This is a genomic window from Roseomonas alba (genome assembly GCF_019430885.1).
GTDB classification, from domain to species: Bacteria; Pseudomonadota; Alphaproteobacteria; order Acetobacterales; family Acetobacteraceae; genus Neoroseomonas; species Neoroseomonas alba.
In genome coordinates this window covers 187201-212908 of record NZ_JAHYBZ010000009.1, presented here as the reverse complement: position 1 = coordinate 212908, position 25708 = coordinate 187201, and the positions used below count along the sequence as shown (strand labels likewise).

The 25708-nt window shown below is 70.5% G+C and carries 19 protein-coding genes; 4 read left to right on the top strand and 15 right to left on the bottom strand.

Translation table 11 applies throughout. From position 1 onward, the window contains the following. The first annotated feature begins 23 nt into the window (after nucleotides 1–23). Both KPL78_RS24085 and KPL78_RS24080 read left to right on the top strand, forming a co-directional pair. Nucleotides 24–1091, top strand: coding sequence for a type VI secretion system tube protein Hcp (locus KPL78_RS24085; protein WP_219765521.1), 1068 nt, complete (start codon nucleotides 24–26; stop codon nucleotides 1089–1091). Between the two features lie 16 nt (nucleotides 1092–1107). Next, nucleotides 1108–1590: an Hcp family type VI secretion system effector gene (locus tag KPL78_RS24080; protein WP_219765520.1), complete on the top strand. Its 483-nt coding sequence runs from the start codon at nucleotides 1108–1110 to the stop codon at nucleotides 1588–1590. 136 nt (nucleotides 1591–1726) lie between these two features. Here the strand turns inward: KPL78_RS24080 and KPL78_RS24075 are convergent, their stop codons facing one another. From KPL78_RS24075 to KPL78_RS24040, 8 genes are read right to left on the bottom strand one after another with little or no spacing between them, the layout of a single operon-like run. Beyond that, nucleotides 1727–2440, bottom strand: coding sequence for a PP2C family protein-serine/threonine phosphatase (locus KPL78_RS24075; protein WP_219765519.1), 714 nt, complete (start codon nucleotides 2438–2440; stop codon nucleotides 1727–1729). Further along, nucleotides 2437–3594, bottom strand: coding sequence for a type VI secretion system-associated protein TagF (gene tagF, locus KPL78_RS24070; protein WP_219765518.1), 1158 nt, complete (start codon nucleotides 3592–3594; stop codon nucleotides 2437–2439). Before tagF ends, KPL78_RS24075 begins: the two co-directional genes overlap by 4 nt. Further along, nucleotides 3573–7046 carry a type VI secretion system membrane subunit TssM gene (gene tssM / locus KPL78_RS24065; RefSeq protein WP_219765517.1) on the bottom strand — a complete coding sequence of 1158 codons (3474 nt, stop codon included), beginning with the start codon at nucleotides 7044–7046 and terminating at the stop codon, nucleotides 3573–3575. Before tssM ends, tagF begins: the two co-directional genes overlap by 22 nt. 1 nt (nucleotide 7047) lies before the next feature. Next, complete coding sequence (tssL, locus tag KPL78_RS24060; RefSeq protein WP_219765516.1) at nucleotides 7048–8484, bottom strand: type VI secretion system protein TssL, long form; 1437 nt, start codon at nucleotides 8482–8484, stop codon at nucleotides 7048–7050. A gap of 37 nt (nucleotides 8485–8521) precedes the next feature. After that, on the bottom strand, nucleotides 8522–9859 hold the full coding sequence (gene tssK / locus KPL78_RS24055) for a type VI secretion system baseplate subunit TssK (RefSeq protein WP_219765515.1): 1338 nt from the start codon (nucleotides 9857–9859) through the stop codon (nucleotides 8522–8524). A 27-nt stretch (nucleotides 9860–9886) separates the two neighbouring features. Continuing rightward, nucleotides 9887–11974: a type VI secretion system-associated FHA domain protein TagH gene (gene tagH / locus KPL78_RS30670; RefSeq protein WP_219765514.1), complete on the bottom strand. Its 2088-nt coding sequence runs from the start codon at nucleotides 11972–11974 to the stop codon at nucleotides 9887–9889. A gap of 37 nt (nucleotides 11975–12011) precedes the next feature. Further along, nucleotides 12012–12689, bottom strand: a complete 678-nt coding sequence (locus tag KPL78_RS24045) for a DUF6931 family protein (protein ID WP_219765513.1) — start codon at nucleotides 12687–12689, stop codon at nucleotides 12012–12014. Next, nucleotides 12689–14806 (bottom strand): type VI secretion system Vgr family protein, encoded by a 2118-nt coding sequence (locus KPL78_RS24040; protein WP_219765512.1) that lies wholly within the window; start codon nucleotides 14804–14806, stop codon nucleotides 12689–12691. The genes KPL78_RS24045 and KPL78_RS24040 overlap by 1 nt, the downstream gene beginning before the upstream one ends. Before the next feature lie 182 nt (nucleotides 14807–14988). On the opposite strand from KPL78_RS24040, the gene hemN reads away from it, so the two are divergent. Continuing rightward, the gene (hemN, locus tag KPL78_RS24035; RefSeq protein ID WP_219765511.1) at nucleotides 14989–16347 is read left to right on the top strand and encodes an oxygen-independent coproporphyrinogen III oxidase; all 1359 of its coding nucleotides are present in this window, start codon (nucleotides 14989–14991) and stop codon (nucleotides 16345–16347) included. Nucleotides 16348–16381: 34 nt separating this feature from the next. Here hemN and KPL78_RS24030 read toward each other — a convergent pair whose 3' ends face one another. The 4 genes from KPL78_RS24030 to KPL78_RS24015 all read right to left on the bottom strand — a co-directional run bounded on the left by KPL78_RS24030 (nucleotide 16382) and on the right by KPL78_RS24015 (nucleotide 20105). Next, nucleotides 16382–16753 (bottom strand): response regulator, encoded by a 372-nt coding sequence (locus tag KPL78_RS24030; RefSeq protein WP_219765510.1) that lies wholly within the window; start codon nucleotides 16751–16753, stop codon nucleotides 16382–16384. A gap of 122 nt (nucleotides 16754–16875) precedes the next feature. Further along, nucleotides 16876–18093 carry an MFS transporter gene (locus KPL78_RS24025; RefSeq protein WP_219765509.1) on the bottom strand — a complete coding sequence of 406 codons (1218 nt, stop codon included), beginning with the start codon at nucleotides 18091–18093 and terminating at the stop codon, nucleotides 16876–16878. Next, a complete protein-coding gene (locus KPL78_RS24020) occupies nucleotides 18090–19214 on the bottom strand; it encodes an alpha-hydroxy acid oxidase (RefSeq protein WP_219765508.1) in 1125 nt (374 codons plus the stop codon). The genes KPL78_RS24025 and KPL78_RS24020 overlap by 4 nt, the downstream gene beginning before the upstream one ends. Nucleotides 19215–19235: 21 nt before the next feature. After that, nucleotides 19236–20105, bottom strand: a complete 870-nt coding sequence (locus KPL78_RS24015; protein ID WP_219765507.1) for an isocitrate lyase/PEP mutase family protein — start codon at nucleotides 20103–20105, stop codon at nucleotides 19236–19238. An 87-nt stretch (nucleotides 20106–20192) separates the two neighbouring features. Between KPL78_RS24015 and KPL78_RS24010 the strand changes: the two genes are divergently transcribed. Continuing rightward, complete coding sequence (locus KPL78_RS24010; RefSeq protein ID WP_219765506.1) at nucleotides 20193–21584, top strand: M20/M25/M40 family metallo-hydrolase; 1392 nt, start codon at nucleotides 20193–20195, stop codon at nucleotides 21582–21584. A gap of 160 nt (nucleotides 21585–21744) precedes the next feature. On the opposite strand, the gene KPL78_RS24005 is transcribed toward KPL78_RS24010, so the two are convergent. The 3 genes from KPL78_RS24005 to otsB are packed head-to-tail and all read right to left on the bottom strand — an operon-like array spanning nucleotide 21745 to nucleotide 25656. Then, on the bottom strand, nucleotides 21745–23139 hold the full coding sequence (locus KPL78_RS24005; protein WP_219765505.1) for an alpha,alpha-trehalose-phosphate synthase (UDP-forming): 1395 nt from the start codon (nucleotides 23137–23139) through the stop codon (nucleotides 21745–21747). Continuing rightward, nucleotides 23124–24920: a glycoside hydrolase family 15 protein gene (locus KPL78_RS24000; protein WP_219765504.1), complete on the bottom strand. Its 1797-nt coding sequence runs from the start codon at nucleotides 24918–24920 to the stop codon at nucleotides 23124–23126. The genes KPL78_RS24005 and KPL78_RS24000 overlap by 16 nt, the downstream gene beginning before the upstream one ends. After that, on the bottom strand, nucleotides 24907–25656 hold the full coding sequence (otsB, locus tag KPL78_RS23995) for a trehalose-phosphatase (RefSeq protein WP_219765503.1): 750 nt from the start codon (nucleotides 25654–25656) through the stop codon (nucleotides 24907–24909). The genes KPL78_RS24000 and otsB overlap by 14 nt, the downstream gene beginning before the upstream one ends. Nucleotides 25657–25708 lie beyond the last annotated feature (52 nt).

Genomic DNA, 25708 nt, shown 5'->3' with positions numbered 1-25708 from the left:
GCCCCACGCGGAGCTGAGCCAGCATGTCGGGCAGCGACGGCACCACCACCATCTACATGTGCTTCGGTTCCGTCCGCGGCGAATCCGAAGTGCCCGCCAAGGTGCGCAAGGCACCGGCGAGCGGCGGCTGGATGCAGGTGATGAGCTGCAACTTCGCCGGCGCCATGCATTACGGCCAGCGCTTCGCGCAGGAAACGGAAGGCGGCGGCCAGGTCTCGCCGATCGTCATCACCAAGCAGACGGACGCCTCCTCCACCGGCCTGTTCCGCGAGGCGCTGCTCGGCACCTTCGACAAGAACGTCGTCATCACCTTCATGCGCAGCGGGACCGACGGGCCGCAGGAATATCTGCGCCTCGAACTCCAGGGCTGCGGCCTCGTCGACTTCCAGATCGACGGCGGCCATGACGAACGCGCGACAGAGCGCTTCGCCATCCGCTACGGGCAGATGTCGATCATCACCGGGAATTTCGACAAGGGCGGCACGGCAACGGGCAACGCCATCGCCAGTATCGTCAACCAATCCTCCGGCCAGGCGGCACTGCCCGCCCCGACCGTGACCCGCCCCGCACAGGGGCAGACGGAGAGCACCGGGATGTCAGGAAGCGAAAGCACCATCTTCATGTGCTACGGCTCGGTCCGCGGCGAATCCGAGGTGCCGGCCAAGGTGCGCAAGGCGCCCGCGAGCGGCGGCTGGATGAAGCTGCTCACCTGCAGCTTCGCCGGGTCCGTCAACTACGGCCAACGCTTTGCGCAGAAGACGGATGGCGGCGGCGACGTGACGCCGGTAACCGTCACCAAGGTGACCGACGCCTCCTCCACCGGCCTGTTCCGCGAGGCGCTGCTCGGCACCTTCGACAAGAACGTCGTCATCACCTTCATGCGCAGCGGCCCGGACGGCCCGCAGGAATACCTGCGCCTCGAGCTGCAGGGCTGCGGGCTGGTGGATTTCCAGATGGACAGCGGCGGGGACAAGCGCGCCACCGAACGCTTCTCCATCCGCTACGGGCAGATGTCCGTCATTTCCTCGGGCTTCGACAAGGCGGGCATCGCCTCGACCCTGGGCTTCGCGACCGTCGTCAACCAGGCCTGAAGAGGAGGAAGGTCCCATGCCGCTCCTGATGCAGATCGCAACCATCCCCGGCGAAAGCGAGGTTGCGGGCCACACCACCTGGCATCCGCTGCTGGGCTTCTCCTGGGGCGGCACGCGTGAATCGCGCAGCATGAATGTCGGCTCGCATCGGGCCGATACGCGCGTCTGGGCGCCGCAGCTCCGTCACGCCTCGATCAGGCGCTTTACGGATTCGCGCTCGGCGCTGTTCTGGGAGGCCGCCTTCCGGAACATGGATATCGGGATGGTGAAATTCGAATGGCTGCGCACCGGCGAAGGGGCACCGGTCTGCTTCTTCGCCATCACGCTCACCGGCGTGCGCATCCTGCGCCTGTCGGCCGGCGCGGTCGGCGGGCGGCCGATCGAGGATGTCGACCTCAGCTATCGGGAGATCGAGCTTGGCGTGCGCGACGTCGGCAACACGCTGACCGGCGCACAGGACATCGTCACCTACAAGGTTCCCTCGCATGAGGGCGGCTGAGCACGTCTTGCCGGCCCGGCCAGGGATGCCTCGAAGAACCGTATAGATTCACGGATGCCATGACCGGGGGGGGCTCCGCCCCTCCGCATGCGACCAGCCCGTCACCGCAGTATTGCGGGCCGCGACGTCCTCCACCTCAGCCGACGCAATCCACTCCGATGGCGCTGACATTGTCCCGCGCGCCGCGGCCGACGGCCTCGGTGACGATCGCCAGGACATCGGCGCCGCCCCGGAGCATCGCCCCGATCTCAGCCTCCGCCATGGTCTTGAACAGGCCGTCTGTGCACAGCAGGAAGCGGTCACCCTCGGCGATGCGGCCCGAGACCTTGTCGAGTTCCAGCTCCCCCTGCGCGCCGACCGCGCGGGTGATGACATTGGCCTGCGGGTGGCTCTCCGCCTCTTCCTCGCGCAGCGTCCCCTGATCGACGAGCTCCTGCACCAGGCTGTGGTCCTTGGTCACCCGCGACAGCGTGCCCTGGCGCAGCAGATAGGCCCGCGAATCGCCGGCCCAGAGCATCGCGAAATGCTCCCCCCGCGCGAGCATGACGACGACGGTCGATGCCAGGATGCGGCCGGGCCCGCGCCGCGCCGCCTCCTCCTGCAATTCGCGATGCACCGCAGCCAGGCGCAGGCGCACCTGGGCGAGCAGTTCCGCCGCGGCCAGACCCGGCGGAATGACGCCCATTGCCGCGACGATGGCGTTCGACGCGACATCGCCCGCACCATGACCTCCGGCGCCATCGGCGACGACCCAAAGGCCGATATCGGGACGCTCGAGCAGCGCATCCTCGTTGCGGGGACGCACGGCGCCGGGATGGGTCGCGGCGAGGGAGGCAAGGCGCCAGGTCATGCGTCGGCTTCCAGCAGGCGGACGAATTCGGCCGGGGGCAGCAGCGCGGCGATTGGCCGGACGGCGGGCGGCAGGCGCCGACCCCCGCCGGTCCACCAGCCGCCCTCCGGCGGAGCGGCAGGGACCTCCGTCGGCGCCGCGAGCGGCGGCGGCACGGCCTCGGCCGGCAACCGATCCACGACGTCCTGGATCGGCGAGGTGGGCGACGCCACCTCGATAGGCTCAGCGATCAACGGCGATGCGCCCGAGGCGATCAGCGCGGCCAGCGGATCGGCCGGACCGGGCTCGACGGCGTCGGACGCGCCGCCGGGCAGGAGCGCCGCCGGGCTCTCGGTCGCGCCGGCGCCCTCGCCGAGCAGGAAGGCCAACGTGCCGTCGGACGCCGCCGGATCCTGCGATGCGGCCGGCGCTACCGATGCCGAGCCCATCAGCAGCCCGAGCACGTCGTCGTCCCCCGCGGCTCGGTTCGCCCCGTCCGTATCCGTGCCCAGCACGTCCCCCGAGGCCGCCGGCATATCAGTGCCCGCCAGCAGGCCCAGCATTTCCTCGGGCGCCGTCGCGCCACCGCCCAGTAGCCCGATCACATCGTCCGCAGCCGCTGCGACCGCGCTATCCGCGGCGGGCATCGCCGCCGCTGCCCAGGCCTGCCCGAAACCCTCGGCGTCCGTCGGCGCTGCCGGTGGCGGATCGATGGCCTCCAGCAGCGGCCAGGACGCCACGACGTCCGACAGTTCGGCATCCGGTGCCGGTATCGCCGCAGCCAGCCCATCCGCATCGAGCCGTCCCGCGCGACCGGCGATCGCCGCCGCCTCCAGCGCCGCGAACCAACCTGGGGCCGGCAGGGCGCCATCAGGCGGCAGGATGGCCGCCAGGGTGATGGGGAAGCGTCGGCCGACCATGTCCTCGCTGGACAGCATCACGCCGGCCACCGCATCCGGCCCGCAGGCACCTGCGGGCAGGGCGAAGCGCCAGGGTGGCGCGTCATCCCAGACCGCCGTCCAACGATCGCCCAGGCGCTCCCGCGCCTCCGCCATGCCCTGCTGCAGCCAGGCATCCCAGGGTCCGACGAAGCTCGTCGGCAGGCGGCGGCGCACGAAATCCCCGTGCGCCGGAACCTTGCCGTAAAGGCCGGTCAGGGGGAGAGCGTCGGGCATCGGAACTCCGTCAGCTCACGCAGGCCGAAAGGGTGCTGCGTGCTGCCCGCGCGCAGCTCGAAGTCGATGACGCGATCGCCCTGGGTCACGCGCAGCCGCAACCGCTCGGGCGACGACCCGCGCGCCAGCGTGCTGCCCCGTCGCATCACCAGACGCAGCGCCGACCAGGCGCCGTCATAGGCGAGCGGCCCCGCCAGCGACGGCGGATCGAAGCTCAGCGTCGTATTGCCGCGCGCCGGCCAGGCCAGGGGGATCGGCCGGAAGGCAGAGTTCCGCGTGATCTCGGTCCGCGTCCCTTCGGCCTCCAGCGTCGCCGAGATCGCCCCCGGGTCCATGCTCTGCGGCACCAGTTCAAAACGCAGGCCGATGGACGCGACGCCAGGGAAGAAAGCGTCGCGGATCGCCCGTGCCCGCTGGAACTGCATCAGGTCGGCAGCCGAAATCGGCGGCGGCAAGCCATCGGTCGCCACCGGCCGCCAGGGCGTGCTGGTGGTGTCGACATACTGCCGGACGTTCTGCGTGAAGAACTGGTCGAACACGCCGCCGGGGCCGAACAGGCGGATGAAGTCGTCCACCGGCAGGTCGTCACCGGCGATGTTGAAGGGGAAGCGCCGGTCGAGCCCGCGGCAGAAGGGCGCGAGCTGCTGCGCCCCCGCCGCCGCCAAAGCCGCCTTCGCGCCGCCGCCGCGCGCAGCCGCGGTGGCGGTGACCATGCCGTTCAGCCAGCGTTGCAGCGGCTGGGGCTGGCGCGCGGCCTCGGCCTGGAGGCGTTGGCCGGGGTCGAGGCCGACGCTCGGCGGCGGCAGTGTGCCCGGCGGCGTGGTCGCCAGGCGCTGCACCTGGACGAACAGGTCGTTGACGATCTTCAGCACGTCGTCGAGCGGCTGGCCCGAGGCGGTGCGGATGGCCTCGAAGCGCGGATCGACGATTTCGGCGACGGGCTCGGCGCCGGTGGGCTCGGGCGGCTGCGCCGGCTGGCCGGGCTGCTGCGCCGGCCGCGGCTGGGCGCCTGGCCGCGTCCAGCCCTGCGGCGGCGTCGCGAGCGTCACCTGCCGTACGATGGCGCGCAGCAGGTCCTTGATGGGCGAATTGGGCGCGCCGAGCAGGTTCAACGCCTCGGCCTGCTGCGCGAGCGCCGGCGGCAAGGGCACCAGGTTCAGGTCGTCCAGCATGGTCTGCCACTGCTTGACGTATTCCTGCGCGTAGAGCCGCAGCACCGCCTGCTCCAGCCGCACCGGATCGTCGGTATTCGCGCCGGCGCCCTCGGCCCCCAGCACCCAGTATTCGGCGACGCCCTGGCGCACCACGTCACCCAGGACCGGCAGCAGGCCGCGATACAGACCGTCCAGCGTGTAGAGCGCCGGGATGCCTTCGGTCAGCGGCTGGCCGGAGGCGCGCACGAAATACCGCTGCCCCGCCTGGCCCAGCGCATCCGCCGGCCGCCAGGGCTGGAGCGCGTTCGCCGAGGCCGCGGCCGCCGTCTGCAACCGCGAGAAGACACGTTCCGCGAGCGGCAGGCGCGAGAAGATGCGCCGCGCCGCGTCCACCAGCGCGCCATCCACCGGATAGCGCTGGAAGTTGCGCGCCAGCGTGGCATTCAGATGCCCCATCAGCGCGTCGCGGATCGGCTGGTTCACCGCGCCGGGGAAGCTCTGCTGCCAGTCCCGCGCGAACCACGCCCGCACCACGTCGATGTCGAGCGGGCCTTCCTGGCCGAGCATCAGATAGGTGCGCGTCGTGTCGTACAGCTCGTCCGGCCGCTGGAAGGAGCCCCGCATGACGATCTCGAGCCGTGCCAGCAGCCGCGGCAGGAAGGTCCGGTCCAGCGCGCGGCGATAGGCGGCGTTGGCGCCGGCCTCCAGCTTCGCGCCCTGGTCCAGTCCGAAGGGTGGGCCATCGCCCTGCGCGGCCGGCGGCAGGTCGCGCGCGGCGTCGAGGTAGGGCAGGACGCGGCGGAACTCGGCCTCGGTGATGCGCTCGAAGGGGATGCCCTGGGACGCTTGTTCAGCCTTGCCGATCTGCTCGGCGAGGCGCTGCGCGCGCGCCTGTTCCTTCGCCCAGGCGGTGTAACCGAAGAAGCTGCCTCCGGCGATAACCAGCGCGGCGATCGACCAGGCGGCGATGGCGACGACGCGCCGCCGCTTGTCGGCCTTGCGGTCGTTCGAGGCGAGCCGCGCCTCGTTGAACACAACGTCCTTCAGCAGCTTGGTGATGAAGTAGGCGCGCCCCTTCTGCTGCATCACCGCCGCCGGGCGACGCGGATCGAAGCCGAAGGACCGCGACAGCGCGCCGGCCAGCCGATCCAGCGGGCTGCCCTCCTGCGTGCCGGAGGTGAAGTAGACGCCGCGCAGCATCGGCGCGGGATCGAGCCGCGTGCCGCCGAAAGCCGCCGCGACGAAGGCGCCGAGCGGCGCCTCCAGCGAGGCGAACTGGGACGGAAACCCTTCCAGCGCCGCGCGCTGCTGCGGGCCGCGCTCGTTCTGCAAGCGCTCCAGCGTGCGGTCCTGAAGGCGACCCAGCAGGAGCTGGAACTCCTCCGCGAATTTCGCCGCATGGCCGGCCTCGCCGCCACCCTCGACGGGAAAGGTGAAGCCCCAGACCTGCTCGCGCGCTGTCTTGTCGAGGTCGTCGAAGAACTCCATGAAGCCGGCGACGAGGTCGGCCTTGCTGATCATGAAATAGACCGGCAGGCGCTGGCCGAGCTTGTCTTCCAGTTCCTTGATGCGCCGCCGCACGGTGCGGGCGTGCTGCTCGCGTTCGGCAGGGCCGAGGCGGGAAATCATGTCCACGCCGAAGGTCACCAGCACGCCATTCAGCGGCAGGCGCGGCCGGTTCTTCTTGAGAAGGCCAAGGAAGCGTTCCCACCCCGCCTTGTCCGCCGCCGCGTCGGAATCCTGCGTGGTGTAGCGCCCGGCCGTGTCGATCAGCACGGCGGTGTCGGTCAGCCACCATTCGCAGAAGCGCGTGCCGCCGACGCCCTGGAGCTTGCCGCCGTCGGACAGCGGGAAGTCGAGGCCGGAATTGGCGAGCGCCGTCGTCTTGCCGGACCCGGGCGGGCCGATGATGACGTACCAGGGCTGGTCGTAGAGATAGCCGCCCTTCTTGCCGGAGGCGGATTTGAGGCGGTCGAGCGCGGCGGTCAGCCGCTCGCGCATCTCGCTCTCTTCCTCGGCGGCGCGGTCGGCGCCCGGGTCCGGGGCGGCGATGCCGGCGACCAGCAGCAGGTCGCGCCGCTTCTTCTTCCGCTCCACGACCCACAGCACGACCAGGACGACGAGGAACAGGACGCCGCAGACGATCCAGCGGGTGATCTCGCTTTCCAACGGCCGGATGCCGCCGATTTCGACCAACGGACCGAACAGGTAGATGATCGGCCACAGCAGCACGACCGCCATCATCGCCGCGAGCGCGCGGCCGGTCATGAAGGGCTGGAAGACGTTCAAGGCTTCCATGTCAGTTCGCCCCCCGCATCAGCACCACTTCGATGCGTCGGTTCAGTTCGCGGCCCTCGGCCGTCCGGTTGTCGGCAATGGGCTCGGCATCGGCGCGGCCCTCGGAGGCGAAGCGGCCGGCATCGCCGTTCGCGGCGGCGATGATCGCCTCCGCCGCCTCGGCGCGCGCCGCGGAAAGGTGGAAGTTCGACGGGAAGCGCACGGTGCGGATGGGCTGGTTGTCGGAATGGCCGACCACCATCACGCGGCCCGGTTCCGTCCGCAGCCCCTCCCCGATCCGCCGCAGCATCGGAATGAAGCGCGGCTCGACCGTCGCGGAACCCGAGGCGAAGAGCCCGCCGCCCTTGATGCGCACGGTCACCGACCGGCCATCGCCAAAGACGGACAGCAGCCCCTGGTCGATCTCCGGCTTGAGGAATTGCTGCAAGGTCAGCAGGAAATCCGGCCGCGGCGGCGCGACCGAGGGCGGTGGCGGTGGCGGCGGCGCCGGCGGCCGTGGCGGATCGACGCGCTCGATCGTCGGCAGCGCGCCCGGCGGCAGCGCCGCCATGCGCTCATAGAGCCCATCCGAACCTTCGTTCATCGCATTGGCGAGCCACGCATAGCCCATGCCGAGCGCGAAGATCGCCACGCAGGCCGCGACCCAGGCCGGGATACCGCGGCGCGGCCCGCGATGCGGCGCGTTCACGCCCTTCCAATGCGGCGAGAGCTCCCGCTCCCATGGTGCACGCACCTGGGTCAGAAGCTGATAGAGGCCGGTACGGATGTGATCGAGTTCCGAGGCCCCGCGCGGCGATAGCCGATAGCGCCCCTGGAAGCCGAGCGAGAGGCAGAGATAGGTGACCTCCAGCGCATCCTTCCAACGCCCGGGGTCCTTCTGCATGCCGGCGAGCACGTCGAAGAAGCGGTCGCCTGACTTCACCTCCTGGTGGAAGGTGGCGACCAGCGACTGCACCGACCACACGGACCCCTGGCCCCAATTGTAGGACAGCACCACGTCATCGAGGCTGGCGCAGAGGATATAATGCGCCGCGCGCACCTGCTCGGCGGAGATCCCGGCCGCGGCGGCGTCGGTCTCGAACTGGCGGAAGGCGCGCAGCGCGCGCTCGCGCAGCTCGCCGCCCTGCGGCGGGGCCGTCATGCCCTGGTTCGCGAGACGCCCCAGCAGGTCGAGCAGCGGCTGGGCCGCGGCGGCCAGCGGCCCGACGCCGGTCTTGGGCACGGCCTCGGCTTCGCCCGCCAGGCGCGGCGCGGATTCGACGCGACCGCCGCCTGCCGCGGCACCGGTCGGCAGGCCGGGCATGCCGCCCACTGGGCCGGCGGGCGCGCCGAAGGCCGGCGGCGGCGCGGCAGGTTGGGGCGGCGGCGCACCGCCGCCCGGTCCACGAACGACGGTGCGGTCGTTGTCATGCGGTTCGGCGAAGGGATTGTCGCTCATCGCGCGTCCTTCGGGTCAGGCCCGGGCCGGCAGGGGGTCAGCCCCTGATCGCCCAGAGTTCCATCTTGAGGTTCGGGAAATCGCCGGAGACATGGATGGCGAAGGCCCCGGAATTCTGCATCTGCGCCCAGTGCGGGCTGCCGCGGTCGAGCTCGAAATAGACCGCCGCCGCGTGGAACGGGATCTGCCGCGGCGCGACCGGCAGCGGCCGCACCTGGATGCCCGGCAGGGCGACGTTGACCAGTTCGCGGATGTGCTCGACGGCGCCGATCTTTACCTGGTTGGGGAAGACGCGGCGCAATTGCTCGGAGGGCATGTCCGCCTGCACGGTCAGCACGAACTGGCTGGCACGCAGGATGTTGCGGTCGACGATAGGGCCGACGCGCACGCCGAACTGGCGTTCCTGGAGCGGGATGGAGACGGCGTTGGTCTCCAGCACCATCGACAGGCTGCGGCGGATATCGCTGACGACCGGCGCGAAGGACCGTTGCAGGTCCTCATGCCGATAGGCCGGGTAAGTCGCGGCCATGCGCTTCGGATCGGTGAAGGTGGCGAGTTCGCCCGCCAACTGCACCAGCGCCGAATAGAGCTGTTCCGGATGCACATTCCCCGCATCGGCCCAGTGGGCGAGCAGCGGCTGCCAACGATTGACCGCCTGCAGCAGCAGGAAGTCCGCGACCTCCGCGACGCCGCGCGCACCTGGCTGGGACAGCCGCGCGCCCAGCGCCTCCGCCCGCTGCCCGAGCATGCCGACCAACTCGCCGACCAGATTGGCAAGCGGCGGCGTGGCCGAGACCCGCAGGCAGGGCGGGATGAAGCGCTCATCGACCAGGACGCGGCGGTCGGCCTGTACCTCGACCACGCGGGTCAGGCCGATGGTGGTGAAGCCCGCGCGTTCCTCCGTCTCCAACATGAAGCGCAGTCGCGGGCGGCCGACCTGGAGCTCGGCCGGCACGGTCGCGTCGGAATGGGTGTCGAACGCCTCGAAGCCACGCATGCCGTAGCGGGCATTGGCCATGTCGGGGCCTTCGGTGAAGGCGATCTCCGGGCTGCCCGGCTGACGCACCGGCAGGGCCAGATAGACGACGCAGTTGCGCGTGCCCTCGGGCAGGTCGAGCGGCGGAGGCTGGTCGGCATGGCCCGGCACGGAGAAGGCCGTGCCGTCCTCCATGATCCCGGTCGCCGAGGCGATGGCGAATTTCCCCGCCGCCAGCAGGTCACGGTCGAGCGAGAGTTCCGTGATGCCCCAGGGATGCGGGCGCAGCGGTGCCGCGCGGGCCTGGAGCATCCATTCCGCGTGCCGGTCCTGCTGCTGGAAATGCTGGGCCCGGAGGAACATGCCCTCCTGCCAGACCACCTTGTCGTGCCACAGCATCCGAAGCCTACCCCCCTGTCCCCCGGCCTAGCCGTCGCGCCGTGACGCCTGTTCGTAGGCGCGCGCGAATTCCTTGCCGAAGGCGCTGTCGAAATCATCGTCGAATTGTTCGGTGACCTGCTGATGGAGGCGCTTGTAGGCGTCCCACAGGCGCTTGTCCTTGCTCGCGAAGAGGCCGCCGCCGCCCTGGTCGCCGCCCTCGAGCCCCTCGGGCGCGAGGCGCGCCAGCAGCGCCCGGGCCGCGGCCTGGGTCGCGGCCAGCGTCGCGACCTGGTGGGCCGTGAGGTCCTCCACCGTCTCGCGCACCGCGCGCGGCCCCGCCTGGGGGCCGGCGGAGAGCAGCGCGGCGAGCGCCTGTTCGTCCGACGCAGCGAACTTGACCGGGTTGTTGCCGGCCGAGCGCAGCATGGTCTGCTCGATGCGGAACTCGCGCTTCACGTCGGCACGGGCGATCAGCAACTGCCGCAGGCCGGACACCGCCGCGTGGAAGGCGGCACCGAGCGCGCGCAACGCCACTTCGGGATCCGCCTGGCCGGCGAGACCCGGCGGCAACCCCGCGCCGGCGAGGAAGGCCGCGAGCCCGGCATCGGCCCCGCCAGCCGAAGCCCCGGCGGGACGCGCCGGCGCCGGCTCATGAACCGGCGGTGACGGCGGCGCGGCCGGACGCGGCGGCTCGGCGAAGGGGTCCGCATGCGTGGCGGGTGGCGACGGTGGCGCAGCCCTGGCCGGCGCCGCACCCGCGAAAGGATCAGCGGGCGGCGGCGGCGCAGGGGGGGCTGCGAAAGGGTCCGCCGTGCGGGGCACCGCAGCCGGCGGCGCAGCATAGGCTGCGGGCGCCGCGAAAGGGTCCGGTTCCGCGGGATGGGCCGGCGGCGGCGCGAAAGGATCATGCCCCGATGCCGGCGGCGGCGTATGGGGGTCGCGCCTCACTGTCGGCGGCGCGGCGAAGGGGTCGGACCCCGCAGGCTGGGCCTGCGGCGATGGCGCATAGGAATCGGGCCCGCGCGCGGCCGACGCAGCGAAGGGGTCGGGTCCGGCGGAGCGTGACGACGGTGCCGCAAACGGGTCGGGCCCGCCGGCTGGTGGCGCGGCAAAGGGGTCCGGCCCCGCGGGGCGCGCCTGCGGCGGTGGCGCATAGGGATCGGGCCTGCGCGCCGCCGGCGCGGCGAAAGGATCAGGTCCGGCCGGATGCGCCGGCGGTGCCGCGAAGGGATCAGGCCCTGCAGGCGGCGGAGCGGGCCGCTGCGGCGCGGCCGCAGGGCCCGGTGACAGATCGACGTTCCAGTCGTCCGGAATGTGGTTCGGCGCCCCACCCGGAGCGGGTGGCGGCGGGGCCACCGGCGTCGAGGGCGTCGGCCCCAGATCCCAGCTGTCCGGGATCACCGAGACCTGCTGCATCGGCCGCGGCGGCGTGAAGGCGTCGGCTGTCGAGGGGCGATGATCCGGCATGGCCGGCCCCTCGTTGAACGGATCGAAATTCGTCGGCAGGCCCGACGCGCTCGGCAGGCCGGGCGCGCCCGCTGCAGGGGGCTTGGCGCCGAGATAGGGATCGCCCGGCAGACGCGGCTGCAACGGCTCGTCGCGCTGCGGCTGGCCACCCCAGGCATGCTGCTGCGCGGGTGGGGCGCCCCAATCCTGCGCCGGCGCGGCCGGCCCACTGGCCCAGCCCGGCGAGGGCCCAGTGTCCCAGCCACCGGCCGCCGATGGGCTCGCTGGCTGGTCCCAGCCGCCACCCACGGTGTTGCCGCCGCCCGGCAACCCACCACCGGTCCAGGCGGGCCCCGCGGACTGGCCGCCGGCCATGGCGACGCGCACCTCGATCTCATAGGCGCCGAGCCGCAGCCGGTCGCCATCCTCCAGCATCTTCACCTGGTCGCGCCCGACCGGCGTGTCGGCGTGGTTGATGAAGGTGCCGTTCGTCGACAGGTCGCGCACCTGCCATCCGCCGCCACGGAACTCGACGACGCAATGATGCTTCGACAGCAGCCGGTCCGGATCGGGCAGCACCCAGCTCGCATCGGCGCCGCGCCCAATGACGTAGTCGCCGCCGGGCACGCGGCGCTGCTCGGGCACCACGCTGTCCGGGCAGCGGATCATCGTCAGGGTCAGTTCCATCGGCGCGCTCCTCAACAGGTCGGCATGGCGCGGATCGTCACGGCATCCTCGGCCGCGGTGCCGGCGGGGGCGCCGGGATGGGCCTTGGCTTGATGGCGGGCGGCGGCTCCTCCGGCGGCGGCGGTGGCGGCGGGTCCTCCGGCTGCAGGCGCCCGGCCCCACCGCCCGCGATGTCGCGGGCGCTGACGAGGAAGCGCTCCAGCCGTTCCTTCTGCTTGTCCGGCACGTGGCGCACGGCAGCGAGCATCACGGCCCCGGTCACCGCCGTCGCGGTCAGATGATCCGGCGGCGGGACTGCCATCTGGCCCTCCGGCGCCATGCTCCCGCCGCTCCAGAAGGCGCCCATGGCAGTCCAGGATTCCGGCGTCGCGAACTTCGTCTTCTCGGCCGCGGCGGCGGCGGCACGGCGCGCGGGCTCGTCGGGACGGCGCACCCAGCCCTCCGCCGCGGTGATGGCGCCGCCATCCTCGGGCGGCAGGGCGGCATCGGGAATGGCGCGCGCGCACATGCAGGCCCACCATACCGCCTCGCGCTTCGGCAGCGCATGGGCGACCAGTTTCACCGCATCCTGGTGCCGGCCGGCGGCGACGAGACGCTCCACGCCGGCGCCAGCCGAATCGGCGCCGGCGATGGCAGCCTGGCCATCGCCGTCGAGTTCAAGCCGCGGCAGCAGGGGCGCGAGCGGCACGGCAAGCTTGGGGGGGATCTGGGTCATCAGTTGATGAGGACGATGCCCCCCTTCACGATGGTCACGGCACTGCCTTCCACCTGGTTCAACATCGCCTCGACCTTGCTCATGAGGCCGGCCTTGGCCTCGAACATCATCTCCGCGTCGTTCTTGATCATCATCGACTTCAGCTCGATCTGGAAGGGCGACATCTTGATCGAGCTGCCACCGCAGATCAGCTCGATCGCCTGCGGCGCCTTCAGCGTGATCTTGCCCGCCTTCGCCTCGACCGTGATGTTGCCGGTCTTGGACGTCTGGGTGATGTTTCCGTTAACCGTGGACGTGGAATTGCCGGTACCGACCGTCAGCGTCTGGTGGCCCTTCTGGACCTCGGTATCGAGGTTGCCCTCCTTCACCCAGACGCCAAGGTTGCCCTTGTCGACCACCGTGCCGTGGTCGCCCTTCTGGACGAAGACGTTGAAGTTGCCGGTGCCGACGACGGTCTCGCGGTTCCCCGTGTCCACCCACTCGTCGTAGTTGCCTGTGTGGACGGTGACGTATTTGTGGCCGTTCTTCAGGTAGTAGGTGTCGTCGCCGTCGAAGCTGCCGACATTGATCGTCTCCGTCCTGGCATTCTTGATCAGGACGTTCATGTCCTTCTCGGCCTGGATGAAGAACTCCTCGGACGACTTGGTGTCGTCGAAGCGCAGGATGTTGGCGTTGGACGTGCCACCCTTCTTCGACGATCGGGTCGAGAAGCCCCCCTGCTCCTTCTTGGAGGGCATCGGGAAAGGCGGCGGTGCGTCGTCGCTGTAGAGCGAGCCGACGATCACCGGCTTGTCCGGATCGCCATCGACGAAGCCGACCAGCACTTCGTCCCCGATGCGCGGCAGAAAGAAGGTGCCACCCCATTTGCCGGCGAATGGCTGGGCGACGCGCACCCAGATCTCGCAGGCAGTGTCGTCGGCCGGCCAGTGGCGGTCCCACAGGAAGCGGATTTTCACCCGCCCCAACTTGTCCGTGTAGATCTCCTCGTTCTTCGGTCCCACCACGATCGCGGACTGCAGGCCCGGCACATGCGGGCGCGGACGCGGATGCCGAGGACGATAGGGGCGGTCCGCCGGCATCATGGTGATGGCGCAGGAATAGCCCTGGCTGCCGCCATCGACGATGTGCGTCTCGTCGAAGGCACTGTGGACCACCTGGGTCAGGAGGAAAGGCGTCTCGGCGTCGCTGCTCGGGTCCGTGACAACCTTGATCTGCGCGCCGGCGAGCAGCGCCGGGTCATAGGCCGTCGCCCGTGCGACTTCGGCCTCCGCCTCGTAGGTCTGCATCGACAGCAGCGCCGGATCGGCGTCCGCCTTGGTATGCTGCCCGCCCGGCCACTGGAACATCTGGAAGGCCGCGTCGTTGTAGACGTCGGTGATGTTGGTCGCCGTCGTGCCGTCCAGCAGCACCGAGTGCTTCTGCAGATCGTAGTCCAGGCTGCGCACCGCCGAGGGCTTCAGTCGCGCGCGCTGATGGAAGCCGGTCAGCGAATCCCACGCCGTCGAGCCCGAGCTGACCCTGTATGGTCCCGAAGAAACCGGCAAATAGTCCGCCAGCGACGAGGCGACGAGCATGACATGCTCGTTGTCGCCATGGATGAAGTAGTAGCCGGCGCCGATCTCATCCATCAGCCGCTGGCAGAAATCGAAATCCGTCTCGTTGTACTGCAGGCAATAGGGCCGCGGCGTTTCCGGCGCGGACATGAAGACGGGTGCCGACGCCGCCCCTTCCTGGCAGAGCTTCTTGATGATCGCCGGCACCGACTCGTTCTGGAAGACGCGCACATTCGACTTGCGCGTGAGGTTCCAGAAAGTCGGCACGATCTCGAGCCCATAGGAGGCGTATTTCGTTCCAAAGACGCCGAGCTTGCGGAAGGCCGCGATCATGCCGTGGAACTGCCGCGGCTGCTCGCTCTCGCCGCGCGTGATGGTCACCAGCGCGGATTGGCCGATCATGTCCGCCGCGGTGATTGCCTTGTCCTCGCTCAGGACCTCGACGCGCACCAGATAGGGCCGGGAGATCGCCTCCACGGCTTCGACCCTGCGCAGGACCAGCTCCTTGCCGGTCGAGGTGGCGATCGCCAGCAGACGCGGCCCCTGGCTCAGCTCCTCGGACATACAAACGGCTCCTTTGCCCCGGCGCGCAGCATAGCCACCTCTGTCCGCGTCACGAAACAGCCGCGCCGGGCCCGGGCGGTCGCAAGATGAAGCGTTTCATCCGGCCTGTCGCGGTCCAAAGCGGAGCGGCGGTCTTGCGCCAGCGCAAGGCGTGCGCCGCGTCACATCGGGCAGAAGGCGGCATGCTCGATCAGCCCGGCCCCGCCAACCCCGCCGAGGACACGCTGCTGCGCCATGCGGCGATGCCGCTGCCGCGCTACACCAGCTATCCGACCGCCCCGCATTTCGCGCCCCTCGCGCCGGAGGAGGCGGCCTCCTGGCTCGGCGCCTGCACGGCGGAGGATGCGCTGTCCCTCTACGTGCATGTGCCCTTCTGCCACGCGCTCTGCTGGTATTGCGGCTGCCATACCGCGGTCACGCGATCCGCTGCGCGCATCGCGCGCTACGAGGCCGGGCTGGAGCGCGAGGCCGCGATGATCGCCGCCCTGCTGCCGGCGCATGGCGGCGTCGCCGCGCTGCATCTCGGGGGCGGCACGCCGACCGCGCTCGGCGCCGAGGGGCTCACGCGCCTGGCCGCGGCCCTGCGCCGCCTCTTCCCCTTCCGCGACGATGCCGAGATTGCCGCGGAGCTCGATCCCCGCACCCTCGAAGCGCCGATGATCGCAGCCCTCGCCAGCATGGGCGTGCGGCGCGCGAGCCTCGGCGTACAGGACATCAACCCGGCGGTGCAGGCGCTGATCGGCCGCGTCCAGCCCGCCGAGATGGTCGAGGCCGCGGTGCGCGGCCTGCGTGCCGGCGGCATCGGCAGCATCAACATGGACCTGATCTACGGCCTGCCCGCCCAGGGCGTGGCCGAGGTCGAGGCCTCCGCCCAATTCGCCGCCAAGTGCGGCGCCGACCGCGTGGCGGTCTTCGGTTACGCCCATGTGCCCTGGATGAAGGCGCACCAGAAGGCCATCCGCACCGAGGATCTGCCCGGCGCCGCGCTGCGCATGCGTCAGGCCGAGGCCGCGGCCCAGGTGCTGACCGATGCCGGCTATGTCGCGATCGGCCTCGACCACTTCGCGCTGCCGGGCGATTCCATGGCGCGCGCAGCCGCCACCGGCATGCTGCGCCGCAACTTCCAGGGCTACACCACCGACACGGCGCCCTATCTGCTCGGCATCGGTGCCTCGGCGATCGGGCGCACGCCACAGGGCTATGTGCAGAACGAGCCGGATGAGCGCCGCTGGCTGGCCGCCGTCGAAGCCGGCCGGCTGCCCGTCGCGCGCGGGCGTGCCCTGACGGAAGATGACCGGTTGCGCGGCACGCTGATCGAACGGGTGATGTGCGAGGGCAGCCTCGCCCTCGATGCGGTGCCGCCAGCCGTGTTGCGGGATGCCGGCCCACGGCTCGACGCGCTGCTCGCCGAGGGCTTCCTGCAACGCCGGGGCGGCCGCCTCGTGCTGACCGACCTTGGCCGGCCCTTCCTGCGGCACTTCGCCGCCTGCTTCGACGCCTACCTGGCGCCGGCGGCCGGGCGGCACAGCGCGGCGGTGTGACCGGGCAGGCTGCGCCAAGCCCGGCCGGTGAAGGCTACCGGCGCCCCTCGCACAGCCGCGCCAGCACCGCCGTCAGATCGGCCGGGTCATAGGGTTTCGGCAGCACCGGCACCCCGCGGTGCCCCGCCGGTAGGCCAGCCGCCCCATAGCCCGTCGCCACCACAAAGGGGATGCCGAGCGCGACCAACGCATCGGCGACCGAGACCGAATTCTCGCCGGCAAGGTTGAGGTCGAGCACCGCGGCGTCCGGCCGCTCCGCCTCCAGCACCTCCAGCGCCTGGGCCACCGAGCGCACCGGGCCGATCACGCCGAAGCCGGCATCCTCCAGCGCGTCCTCAACCAGCATGGCCACCAGAGCCTCATCCTCAACGACCAGGATGCGGTGGGTGGGAGACTCGGGGGGCATTCGACGGTTCCTTGGATTACTCTCTGGGATGGCGCGGCACGAAAGGGGGGCGGCCGGCATCGGGGCCGCGTCGATACCACGACCGGGATGGTTTCAGACAGGCCACAAGGGCGAACGATACATCAGCGTCGCGTGATCATCAGGACCAGGCCGAGTCCTGCCAGACCCACCACCGCCATGGTCACGACGGCGAGGCGCGGCCCGGTCGCGTCCGCCAACGCGCCGACCAGCAGCACGCCGAGCGGCCCGGCCCCGATGCAGGTCGTGGTCAATCCCAAGATCCGGGACCGCGCATCGGGCGGCGCCTCCATCATTACGAGGCCGGTCTGGAGGTTTGAGAAGGCTGCCGTGCCAAGCCCGCCGATCACCAGCAGAAGCACGGCCAGCGGCAGGGAAGGCGCCAGCGCAGCGAGGAACAGCGTCACCAGGAAGCCGCCCGCGCCCGCCGCCATCAGCAGCCGGCCCGGCGCCGCCCCGCGCCGCAATGCCAGCGCCAGGCCGGTCAGCAATGCGCCGAAGGGCTCGCCCGCCGCCAGAAGTCCCACCTCGGCCGGGCTGGCCTGGAAGGCGATGGCCCCGAAAGCAGGCAGGATGCCGGTATAGGAAAAGCCGAAGACATTCATCACCACCGTCACCCCCAGCACTAGGCGCAGCGCGGGATGCGCGAGGGCGATGCGCGCGGCTTCGGTGATCTCGCCAGCCAGGCGGCTCAGAACCAGGGGGCGGCTCTGCTGGCTGTGCCGCACGCCGAGCACCAGCAGGAAAGCCGTGAGGTAGAGGCCGGCGACGATGCCATAGGCCGCGGTGACGCCGACGGCCCCGTAGAACACGCCGCCGGCGACCGGTCCCAGCATGCGCGTGGTCGAGGATGTCATGCTGTCGAAGGCGATGGCGCGGCTGATATGCGCAGGCCCCGCGGCCTCGGCCACCATGCGCCGGCGCGTTGCGAGTTCGTTGGTCCAGGCGAGCCCGCCGACCAGCCCGTTCACGAAGAGGTGCCAGGGCTGGAGCAGCCCTGTCGCCGCCAACACGGCGATGATCAGCGCCGTCACCGCCTGCGTCGCCTGCCCGGCCATGAGCAGGCGCCGGCGATCGAGGCTCTCCGCGATCGCGCCGGCCAGCGCGCCCATGGCGAGCATCGGCAGGGCGCGCGACGTGAGCACGAGCGAGACGGCGAGCGCCGAATCCGTCAGCCCAAAGGTGAAGAGGCCACTGACCAGCATGTCCAGCCAGCGCATCGCGTTGGTGATCCCCCCGGCGGCCCAGAGCCGCCGGAACTCAGCATTCGCGAAGAGCGCGCGGACCGGACTTCGGCCAGGGCCGGCCGAGAGCGTGTTCAATATCCGGAATCGTCCAGCCTCAGCAGCGGGAAGGCACTGTGCACATGCGGCAGGTTGGTCGGCATCGCCGCATGCACGAAGCCCGGCCCGAGCTCGGCCACCGACGTCACGCCGAGCAGGCCAAGCGCCGAGCGAAACTCGTTCTCGAGGATTTCCAGCAGCCGCACCACGCCGGCCGCGCCATCGGCCGCAAGCGCGTAGCAGTAAAGCCGCCCGAGCCCGACCGCCTCCGCGCCGAGGCACAGCGCCTTCACGATGTCCGTCCCGCGCGAGAAGCCGCCATCGACCCAGACCTTGGCGCGGCCGCCGACCGCCTGGACGACCTCTGGCAGCACCTCGATCGACCCGCGCCCGGCGTCGAGCTGCCGCCCACCATGGTTGGAGACATAGACGACCTCGACACCATGCTGGACGGCGATCATCGCATCCTCGGCGGTCGCGATGCCCTTGAGGATCAGCTTCAGGTCCGGGTGCTGGTCCTTGATGCGCTTCACATCGTTCCAGTTGAGCTGTGCCTGGTAGTGTTGCGCCTGGTTGGTCGCGCTGGCGCGCCACGGCTTGGCGAAGCGGCGGACGATGTCGCGCTCGCGCCGCGAATAGATCGCGGTGTCCACGGTCAGGCAGAAGGCATCATAGCCGTGGGCCTTGGCGCGCTGGATGCTGTCCTCGATCGAGGCGGCATCGCCGCGGACATAGAGTTGGTAGATCTTCATCCCCGTCGCCGCGGCGGCGACATCCTCGAGGCCCGGCTTCGAGACGGAGGAGAGCATGATCGGCACGCCGAAGCCCGACGCCCCCTCGCCCGCCGTCACCGCGCCATTTGCGCCGACCGCCATGAATTCGAGTCCACCGACCGGGGCGAGGAAGACCGGCAGTCGGATCGTCTTGTCGAACAGCGTCGAGGTGCTGTCGATCTCCGACACGTCGCGCAGCACACGCGGGCGCAACGCCAGCGCATCGATGCCCATGCGGTTGCGCCGCATGGTGGTCTCGGTCTCGGTCGCGCCGACCAGGTAATCCCAGAGATTGGCGTCGAGCCGCCCCTTCGCGACCTTCACGAATTCATGGAGCGCCAGGTACTTATCCTGCAGCGCGGCCAGGGTTTCGGGATTGACGGGCATGGTGTGTCTCGCGTCCGGAGGTCAGAGGAAGTCGCGTGCGGCGGTGGCGTAGTCGGCCTCGCGCGTCACCTGCTTCATCAACGCGGCGGGGGCGATGCCCTGCAGGTCGGCCGGCGCGGTGCCGTCACGCAGCGCCTTCAGCGTCGCGTGGATGGCGGCGACCGCGGCGGCGAAGGGCTGGTGGCCCTGCAAGGCGACGCGCACGCCATGCGAGGCGAGACGCGCCTTGTCGGCCATCTTGGCCGGCGTGCCTCCGAGGATGATCGGCAGCCCGCCCGACACGGCCTGGATGGCGGCAAGCTGGTCCCAGTCGTTCACCCCGGTGAAGAACAGGCCATCCACGCCGGTCCCCACATAGGCCTTGGCGCGCCGCACGGCCTCGTCGAGGTTCACGAGGTTCAGCGCGCTGGTGCGGGCAATGACGACGAGGCCCTTCTCCTCCCGCGCCGCCACCGCCGCGCGCATCTTGCCGAGACCGGCTTCGAGGCTCAGCAGGCCCGGCTCGCCCACGCCATGACCGCGCGGCAGATCGGTGTCCTCGATGGTCAGGGCGGCGATGCCGGCGGTCTCCAGTTCCTCGACCGTGCGCATCACGTTCAGCGCATTGCCGTAGCCGTGATCGGCATCGACCAGCAGGGGCGGCGCGCCGCCGCGGCAGATGCGCCGCGCCTGGTCGGCGAATTCGGTCAGCGTCAGCACAATGATGTCCGGCGCGCCGAGAACGGTCAGCGAAGCGACGGAACCGGCGAACATCGCGGCCTCGAAACCGAGATCGGCAGCGATGCGCCCGGCGATGGGGTCATGCACGGAGGCGGGATGGATACAGTCCTTCCCCGCCAGGATCGCGCGAAAGGCTGCGCGGCGTTCGGCCGTGCTTGGTGGACGTCCCATCCCGGTTCCCTCGGAATTGTGTTGCCGCACTCTGCAACCGCGCGGCCGGTCGGTCTAGGCTGCCCCCATGCAGCCGAGGAATGCAGCATGAGCGAAGCGGTCGCCGAGGCCTTGTTGGCCCGGAAGGACGAGATCCTGGAACGGTTGAAGGCGCTGCTGCGCCTGCCGAGCGTCAGCACCGATCCGGCCTATGCCGAGGGAATGAAGGCCACGCGCGAATTCCTGATGGCGCGGCTGAAGGAGGGCGGCGTCGAGGATGTCCGCCTGCTCGACGGCGGCGGCCAGCCGGCGATCACGGGTGCGTGGAACGGCGCGCCGGGCAAGCCGACGCTGCTGATCTACGGCCACTACGACGTGCAGCCGCCCGACCCGTTGGAACTGTGGAAGACCCCACCTTTCGAGCCGACCATCCGCGACGGCCGGCTCTATGCGCGCGGTGCGTCGGACGTGAAGGGCTCGACCCTGATCGCGGTCGAGACGGTGATCGAGTTCATCAAGGCCGGCGGCTGCCCGGTGAACATCCGCTTCTTCCTCGAAGGCGAGGAGGAGATCGGCAGCCCGTCCCTGCGCAGCATCATCGACCGCTATCCGGATGCGCTGGTGGGCGATGCGATGATCTCGGCCGATGGCGGGCGGGCCAGCACGACGCTGCCCACCGTCAGCGTCGGCTCGCGCGGGCTGACGGCGCTGCGCTTCACCCTGCGCACTTCGGCCAAGGACGTGCATTCCGGTCGATATGGCGGGGCGCTGCGCAATGCGAATCACGAGATCGCCCGGCTGATCGCCTCCCTGCACCATGAAGACGGCACCATCGCCGTCGAAGGCTTCATGGACGACATGGCCCCAATTGGCCCGCGCGAGAAAGAGGACGCCGAGGCCCTGCCGGTGGACGAGGCCGAATTCTACGGCAGCGTCGGCGGAGCACCCTATGGCGATCCACGCTACAGCGTGCGGGAGCGTATCACCCTGCTGCCCACCATCGAGGTGAACGGCATGTGGGGTGGCTACATTGGCGCAGGATCCAAGACCGTGCTGCCATGCGAGGCGCATGCGAAGTTGACCATGCGGCTCGGCCCGGGGATGGACCCGGTGCGCGCCCAGGCGAAGGTGCGCGACCACCTGATCGCCAAGGCGCCGAAGGGTGTGAGCCTCGATTTCGAGGAATCGGGCAATGGCACCCCGGCCTTCACGCTCGGTGAGGGCCATCCGCTGCTCGCCGCGGCGGAGACCGTCATCCGCCGCACTCGCAACCGCGCCCCGGTGCGCGCGCGGGCCGGCGGGACCATCCCGATCACGGCGATCTTCAAGGAACGGCTCGGCCTCGACACCATCACCTTCGGCTTCGCCATGCCGGATGAGGATGTGCACGCGCCGAACGAGTTCTTCCGGCTGTCCTCGCTGGAGGAAGGGCTGCGGTCCTGGCCGCTGCTGCTGACGGAACTCGGGAAGGTCGCGCCGGAGGCACTACGCGCGGGCTGACAGTGAGATACCGCCGCGCCGTCGGTCACGACGCGGCGGTCGGGAACCAAGGGGAGCCCCTCCCCTCGAGCCACCACCCGCCGCGTTCATGCTGCTGGCCAAGACAACGGGGCGCCAGCCGGGCGTCCGCATACGGCGCCGGCCTTGCCCATGGTCGTGCTCAGTTGGCCGGCGGCGGACCGGCACCGGCCTCGCCGGCCAGCGCCTCGACGAACACATTGCAGTATCGTGCCGCCGTCACCTCGAACACCGCGCGCCGCAGCGCCGCATGGCGTTCCTGGCGCTCCTCCAGCGACATCTCCAGCGCGGTGTTCATCGCCTCGGCGATCTCGTCGGGGTCGTAGGGATTCACCAGCAGCGCCTCGGTGAGCTCCTCCGCCGCGCCGGCGAAGCGCGACAGGACCAGCACGCCCGGATCGGCCGGGTCCTGTGCGGCGACGAATTCCTTCGCCACCAGGTTCATCCCGTCGCGCAGCGGTGTCACCAGCCCGATGCGCGCGATGCGGAACAGACCGGCAAGCTTCGTCCGCGCCACTGTCTGCGTCATGTAGCGCAGCGGGACCCAGTCGAACTGGGAGAAGCGGCCGTTGATGTCGCCCGCCAGCCGGTCAAGCTCCCGCCGCAGCGCCTGGTATTCCACGACATCCTCGCGCGATCGCGCGGCGATCTGCAGCAGCGAGACGGTGCGGTGATGCTGCGGGAAGCGCGCGAGCAGCCGCGCGAATCCTTCGAAGCGGTTGGGCAGGCCCTTGGAATAGTCGAGACGCTCCGCGCTGATGGCGAGCGCGCGCCCGGTCAGGCTCTCCGTGAGTCGCCGGATATAGTCCGTGCCGGCGGACCGCGCCGCGACGCGCGCGAAGCTCGGCGCGTCGATGCCGATCGGATCGGCGATGGCGCGCACGCGGCCGCCTTCGGTCACCACCTCCTCGCCTTCCACGGCGAAGCCGCCGAAGCGCCGCGCGCAGTCGAGGAAGTCCTGCAGATGCGTGCGCGTCTGGAATCCCACCACATCATAGGCGCAGAGCGAGCGCATCAATGCCCGGGCCGGCGGCAGCGCATCCAGCACCGAGGGCGGCACGAAGGGGATGTGCAGGAAGAAGCCGATGCGCCCGGTGAAGCCTCTCGCCCGCAGTGCGTCGGCGAAGGGAATGAGGTGGTAGTCGTGCACCCAGATCATGTCGTCGGGGCGCAGCATGGGAATCAGCGCCTCGGCGAAGGCGGCATTGACCGCCAGGTAGCCTTCGAAATCCTCGCGCCGGTAACGCATCAGCCCGAGCCGGAAATGCAGCAGCGGCCAGAGCGAGGAGTTGGCGAAGCCAACATAGAAGCGGTCGTAGTCCTCGGCGCCGAGATCGATGGTGGCGTAGGTGACGCCGCCACCATTCACGATCTTCGGCTTGCCCGGGGTCCGTTCGGTCACGCGGCCGGACCAGCCGAACCACAGCGTCCCTGAGGAAACGAAGGATTGCAGGGCGACGGCGAGGCCGCCGGCGCTGGCGGCCCCCTTGGCGCGAGGCGGCGGGACCCGGTTGGAGACGATTACGAGGCGCGCCAAAGGCCTTCCTCCCAGGATCGGGACAGGCGCATGGCCGACAGGATGAGGCCCACCTGCGAATAGGTCTGCGGAAAATTGCCCCACAGGGCGCCCGTCGCGGGATGAACATCCTCCGAGAGCAAGCCAACGTGATTGCGCCAGGACAGGGCGCGCTCGAACAGGGCGCGTGCCTCGTCCTTGCGGCCGATGCGCGCCAGCGTGTCGATGTACCAGAAGGTGCAGACCAGGAAGCCGACCTCGGGCGTGCCGAAGTCATCCTCGTGGTCATAGCGCAGCACGATGCCGTCGCGGACCAGGCGCTTCTCCAGCACTTCGACGGTGCGCAGGAACAACGGGTCCGTCGCGCGGATCAGCCCGAATTCCGGCAGCAGGAAGGTGGAGGCATCGGCGACCGGCGTGCCGTCCAGCACGCCGGACAGCCAACCCTCCCCCGGCACCGTCGCGGCGTCGATGATGCGCAGGCGCAGCCCCTCGGCGCGACTGTCCCAGTCGCGGGCCTCGGCCTCCAGCCCCAAATGCTGCGCGATGGCGCCGAGCCGGTCGAGCGCCGCCCAGCACATCGCCGCCGAATGGGTGTGCGCCGCAGCATGGCCGCGATACTCCCACAGCCCCGCATCAGGGGAGAAGGCGGCATGTTCCGCCTGCGTGCCGATGACGGCGAGCTGGCGATAGAGCGCGATGTCCCCGGTGCGGGCGAGGCGCTGGTCGTGGAACATCTGCGCCGCGGTCATGATGATGGCGCCATAGCCATCGTTCTGGATCTGGGAGACGGCGGCATTGCCGATGCGCACCGGCCCGTCGCCGCGAAAGCCCGGCAGCGCGGTGGCGATGCGTTCCTCCACCCGCGTCCCCGGTGCGATGGGAAATAGCGGCGCGATCGGGCCCGGCGCACCGTCATGCACCGCATCCATGATGAAGCGCATGAAGCCTTCCATGGTGCGCGTCGCGTTCAGCCGGTTCAGCGCGCCAACGGTGAAGAAGGAATCGCGCAGCCAGGAGAAGCGATAGTCCCAGCAGCGGCCGCTGCCCGGCGCCTCGGGGATGGAGGTGGTCAGCGCCGCGACGATGCCGCCGGTGTCCTCATAGGAGCAGAGCTTCAGCGTGATGGCGGCGCGGATCACCGCCTCCTGCCAGTCGAAGGGCAGGTTCAGCCCACGCACCCAGTCGAGCCAATAGCCCTCGGTCTCGGCGACCATCACGCGGGCGACCGAATCGGGTGCCTCGGGCAGGCTCTCATCGGGGCCGAGCACCAGGGTCATCGGCCGGTCGAGGCCGAGCTCCGCCTCCTCCGTCACATAGGACAGCGGCGCGTCGGTGGTGAGCCGCAGCACCGTCTCGGCGCCGATATAGCGGATGTGGTTGCTGCCGATGCTGGTCCGCCCCGGATCGGCGCCATCGCTGAAGGAGGGCCTGATGCGGATGCGGATGCGCGGCCGGCCCGAGACAGGTTCCAGCCGCCGCAACAGCATGGGCGGTCGGTAGACGCGCCCGAAGCGGCGGAAGCGCGGTGCCACGTCGATGACGCGCAGTGCCGCGCCCGAATCGTCGGTCAGCAGCGTTTCCACCACGGCGGTATTGCGGCGGTAGCGTTGCGTCGCATTCGCCTGTCCGCGCAGCACCACATCCATGAAGCCACGCTGCGGATCGATGCCGCCGAGCAGCGCGTTGAACACCGGCTCGCCATCGAGGCGAGGAAAGCAGAACCACTCCAGCCGTGCCGTGGCGGAGATCAGGGCAGCGACGTTGCAGTTGCCGACGACGGCATAGTCAAGATTGGGCAAGGGGCTGCTCCTGTGTCAGGCGACGGGCGGCGCGGGCGAGCCAGGCGCGCACCTGTGGCGGCCCGCCGGTGAAGTCGCGGCCGACATGCAGGCCGAGGCCGCCAAGGTCGCGCGCCGCGGCCATCCCGTCCTCATCCGTCACGTCGTCGCCGACGAAGACCGGGCGGCGGCCGAGGAAGGGCGGCGCGGCCATCAGCGCAGTGACGGGCCGCGCCTTGGTCGCGGCGCGCGGGCGGATCTCGAAGGCCATATGGGCGGGCAGCAGGACGAAATCGTTCGGCGCCTGCAGCACGAGTGCCTGCATCGCGGCGCGCACGGCCTCGCCTTGCGTCGGCACGGCGCGGTAGTGCAGCGCGATGCCATGCGGCTTGCGTTCCAACAGCAGCCCGTCGCGCGTCGCTGCGAATCGGGTCAGGGTGTCGCACCAGGCGCTCGGCGGCGCCGGCACGGTGTCGTCGCCAACCGCGGCGCCAACAGCGTCGCGCAGTTCGGCACCGTGGCCGAAGCCGCCGGTGGGCAGGAATGGGGCCAGGAGCTGGTCCGCCGTCTCCCGCGCCCGCCCGGTCACGATGGCGAGCGCACCGCCCAGCCCACCCGACAGGCAGGCCAGCACCGATGGCAGGTCAGCAGGCACAATGACGGCGTCAGGCGTGGGCGCGAGCTCGAGAAGGGTGCCATCAAGATCGAGGAAGAGCGCCCAATCGGCCTCGATCTCGGGAACACCGGGAGGAGTCACTCGTCCTAGTTAGGTTACATTGCCAAGGATTGCACCCCTGTCATCGGTCCGG

Bases quoted from the DNA above. Each gene is read 5' to 3' on its own strand.
- KPL78_RS24040 (WP_219765512.1), bottom strand. From the start codon at position 14,806: ATGTCCGAGGAGCTGAGCCAGGGGCCGCGTCTGCTGGCGATCGCCACC.
- KPL78_RS24085 (WP_219765521.1), top strand. From the start codon at position 24: ATGTCGGGCAGCGACGGCACCACCACCATCTACATGTGCTTCGGTTCC.
- KPL78_RS24010 (WP_219765506.1), top strand. From the start codon at position 20,193: ATGAGCGAAGCGGTCGCCGAGGCCTTGTTGGCCCGGAAGGACGAGATC.
- KPL78_RS24075 (WP_219765519.1), bottom strand. From the start codon at position 2,440: ATGACCTGGCGCCTTGCCTCCCTCGCCGCGACCCATCCCGGCGCCGTG.
- tssL (WP_219765516.1), bottom strand. From the start codon at position 8,484: ATGAGCGACAATCCCTTCGCCGAACCGCATGACAACGACCGCACCGTC.
- tagH (WP_219765514.1), bottom strand. From the start codon at position 11,974: ATGGAACTGACCCTGACGATGATCCGCTGCCCGGACAGCGTGGTGCCC.
- tssK (WP_219765515.1), bottom strand. From the start codon at position 9,859: ATGCTGTGGCACGACAAGGTGGTCTGGCAGGAGGGCATGTTCCTCCGG.
- tagF (WP_219765518.1), bottom strand. From the start codon at position 3,594: ATGCCCGACGCTCTCCCCCTGACCGGCCTTTACGGCAAGGTTCCGGCG.
- KPL78_RS24020 (WP_219765508.1), bottom strand. From the start codon at position 19,214: ATGCCCGTCAATCCCGAAACCCTGGCCGCGCTGCAGGATAAGTACCTG.
- hemN (WP_219765511.1), top strand. From the start codon at position 14,989: ATGCTCGATCAGCCCGGCCCCGCCAACCCCGCCGAGGACACGCTGCTG.
- tssM (WP_219765517.1), bottom strand. From the start codon at position 7,046: ATGGAAGCCTTGAACGTCTTCCAGCCCTTCATGACCGGCCGCGCGCTC.
- KPL78_RS24030 (WP_219765510.1), bottom strand. From the start codon at position 16,753: ATGCCCCCCGAGTCTCCCACCCACCGCATCCTGGTCGTTGAGGATGAG.
- KPL78_RS24080 (WP_219765520.1), top strand. From the start codon at position 1,108: ATGCCGCTCCTGATGCAGATCGCAACCATCCCCGGCGAAAGCGAGGTT.
- KPL78_RS24045 (WP_219765513.1), bottom strand. From the start codon at position 12,689: ATGACCCAGATCCCCCCCAAGCTTGCCGTGCCGCTCGCGCCCCTGCTG.
- KPL78_RS24015 (WP_219765507.1), bottom strand. From the start codon at position 20,105: ATGGGACGTCCACCAAGCACGGCCGAACGCCGCGCAGCCTTTCGCGCG.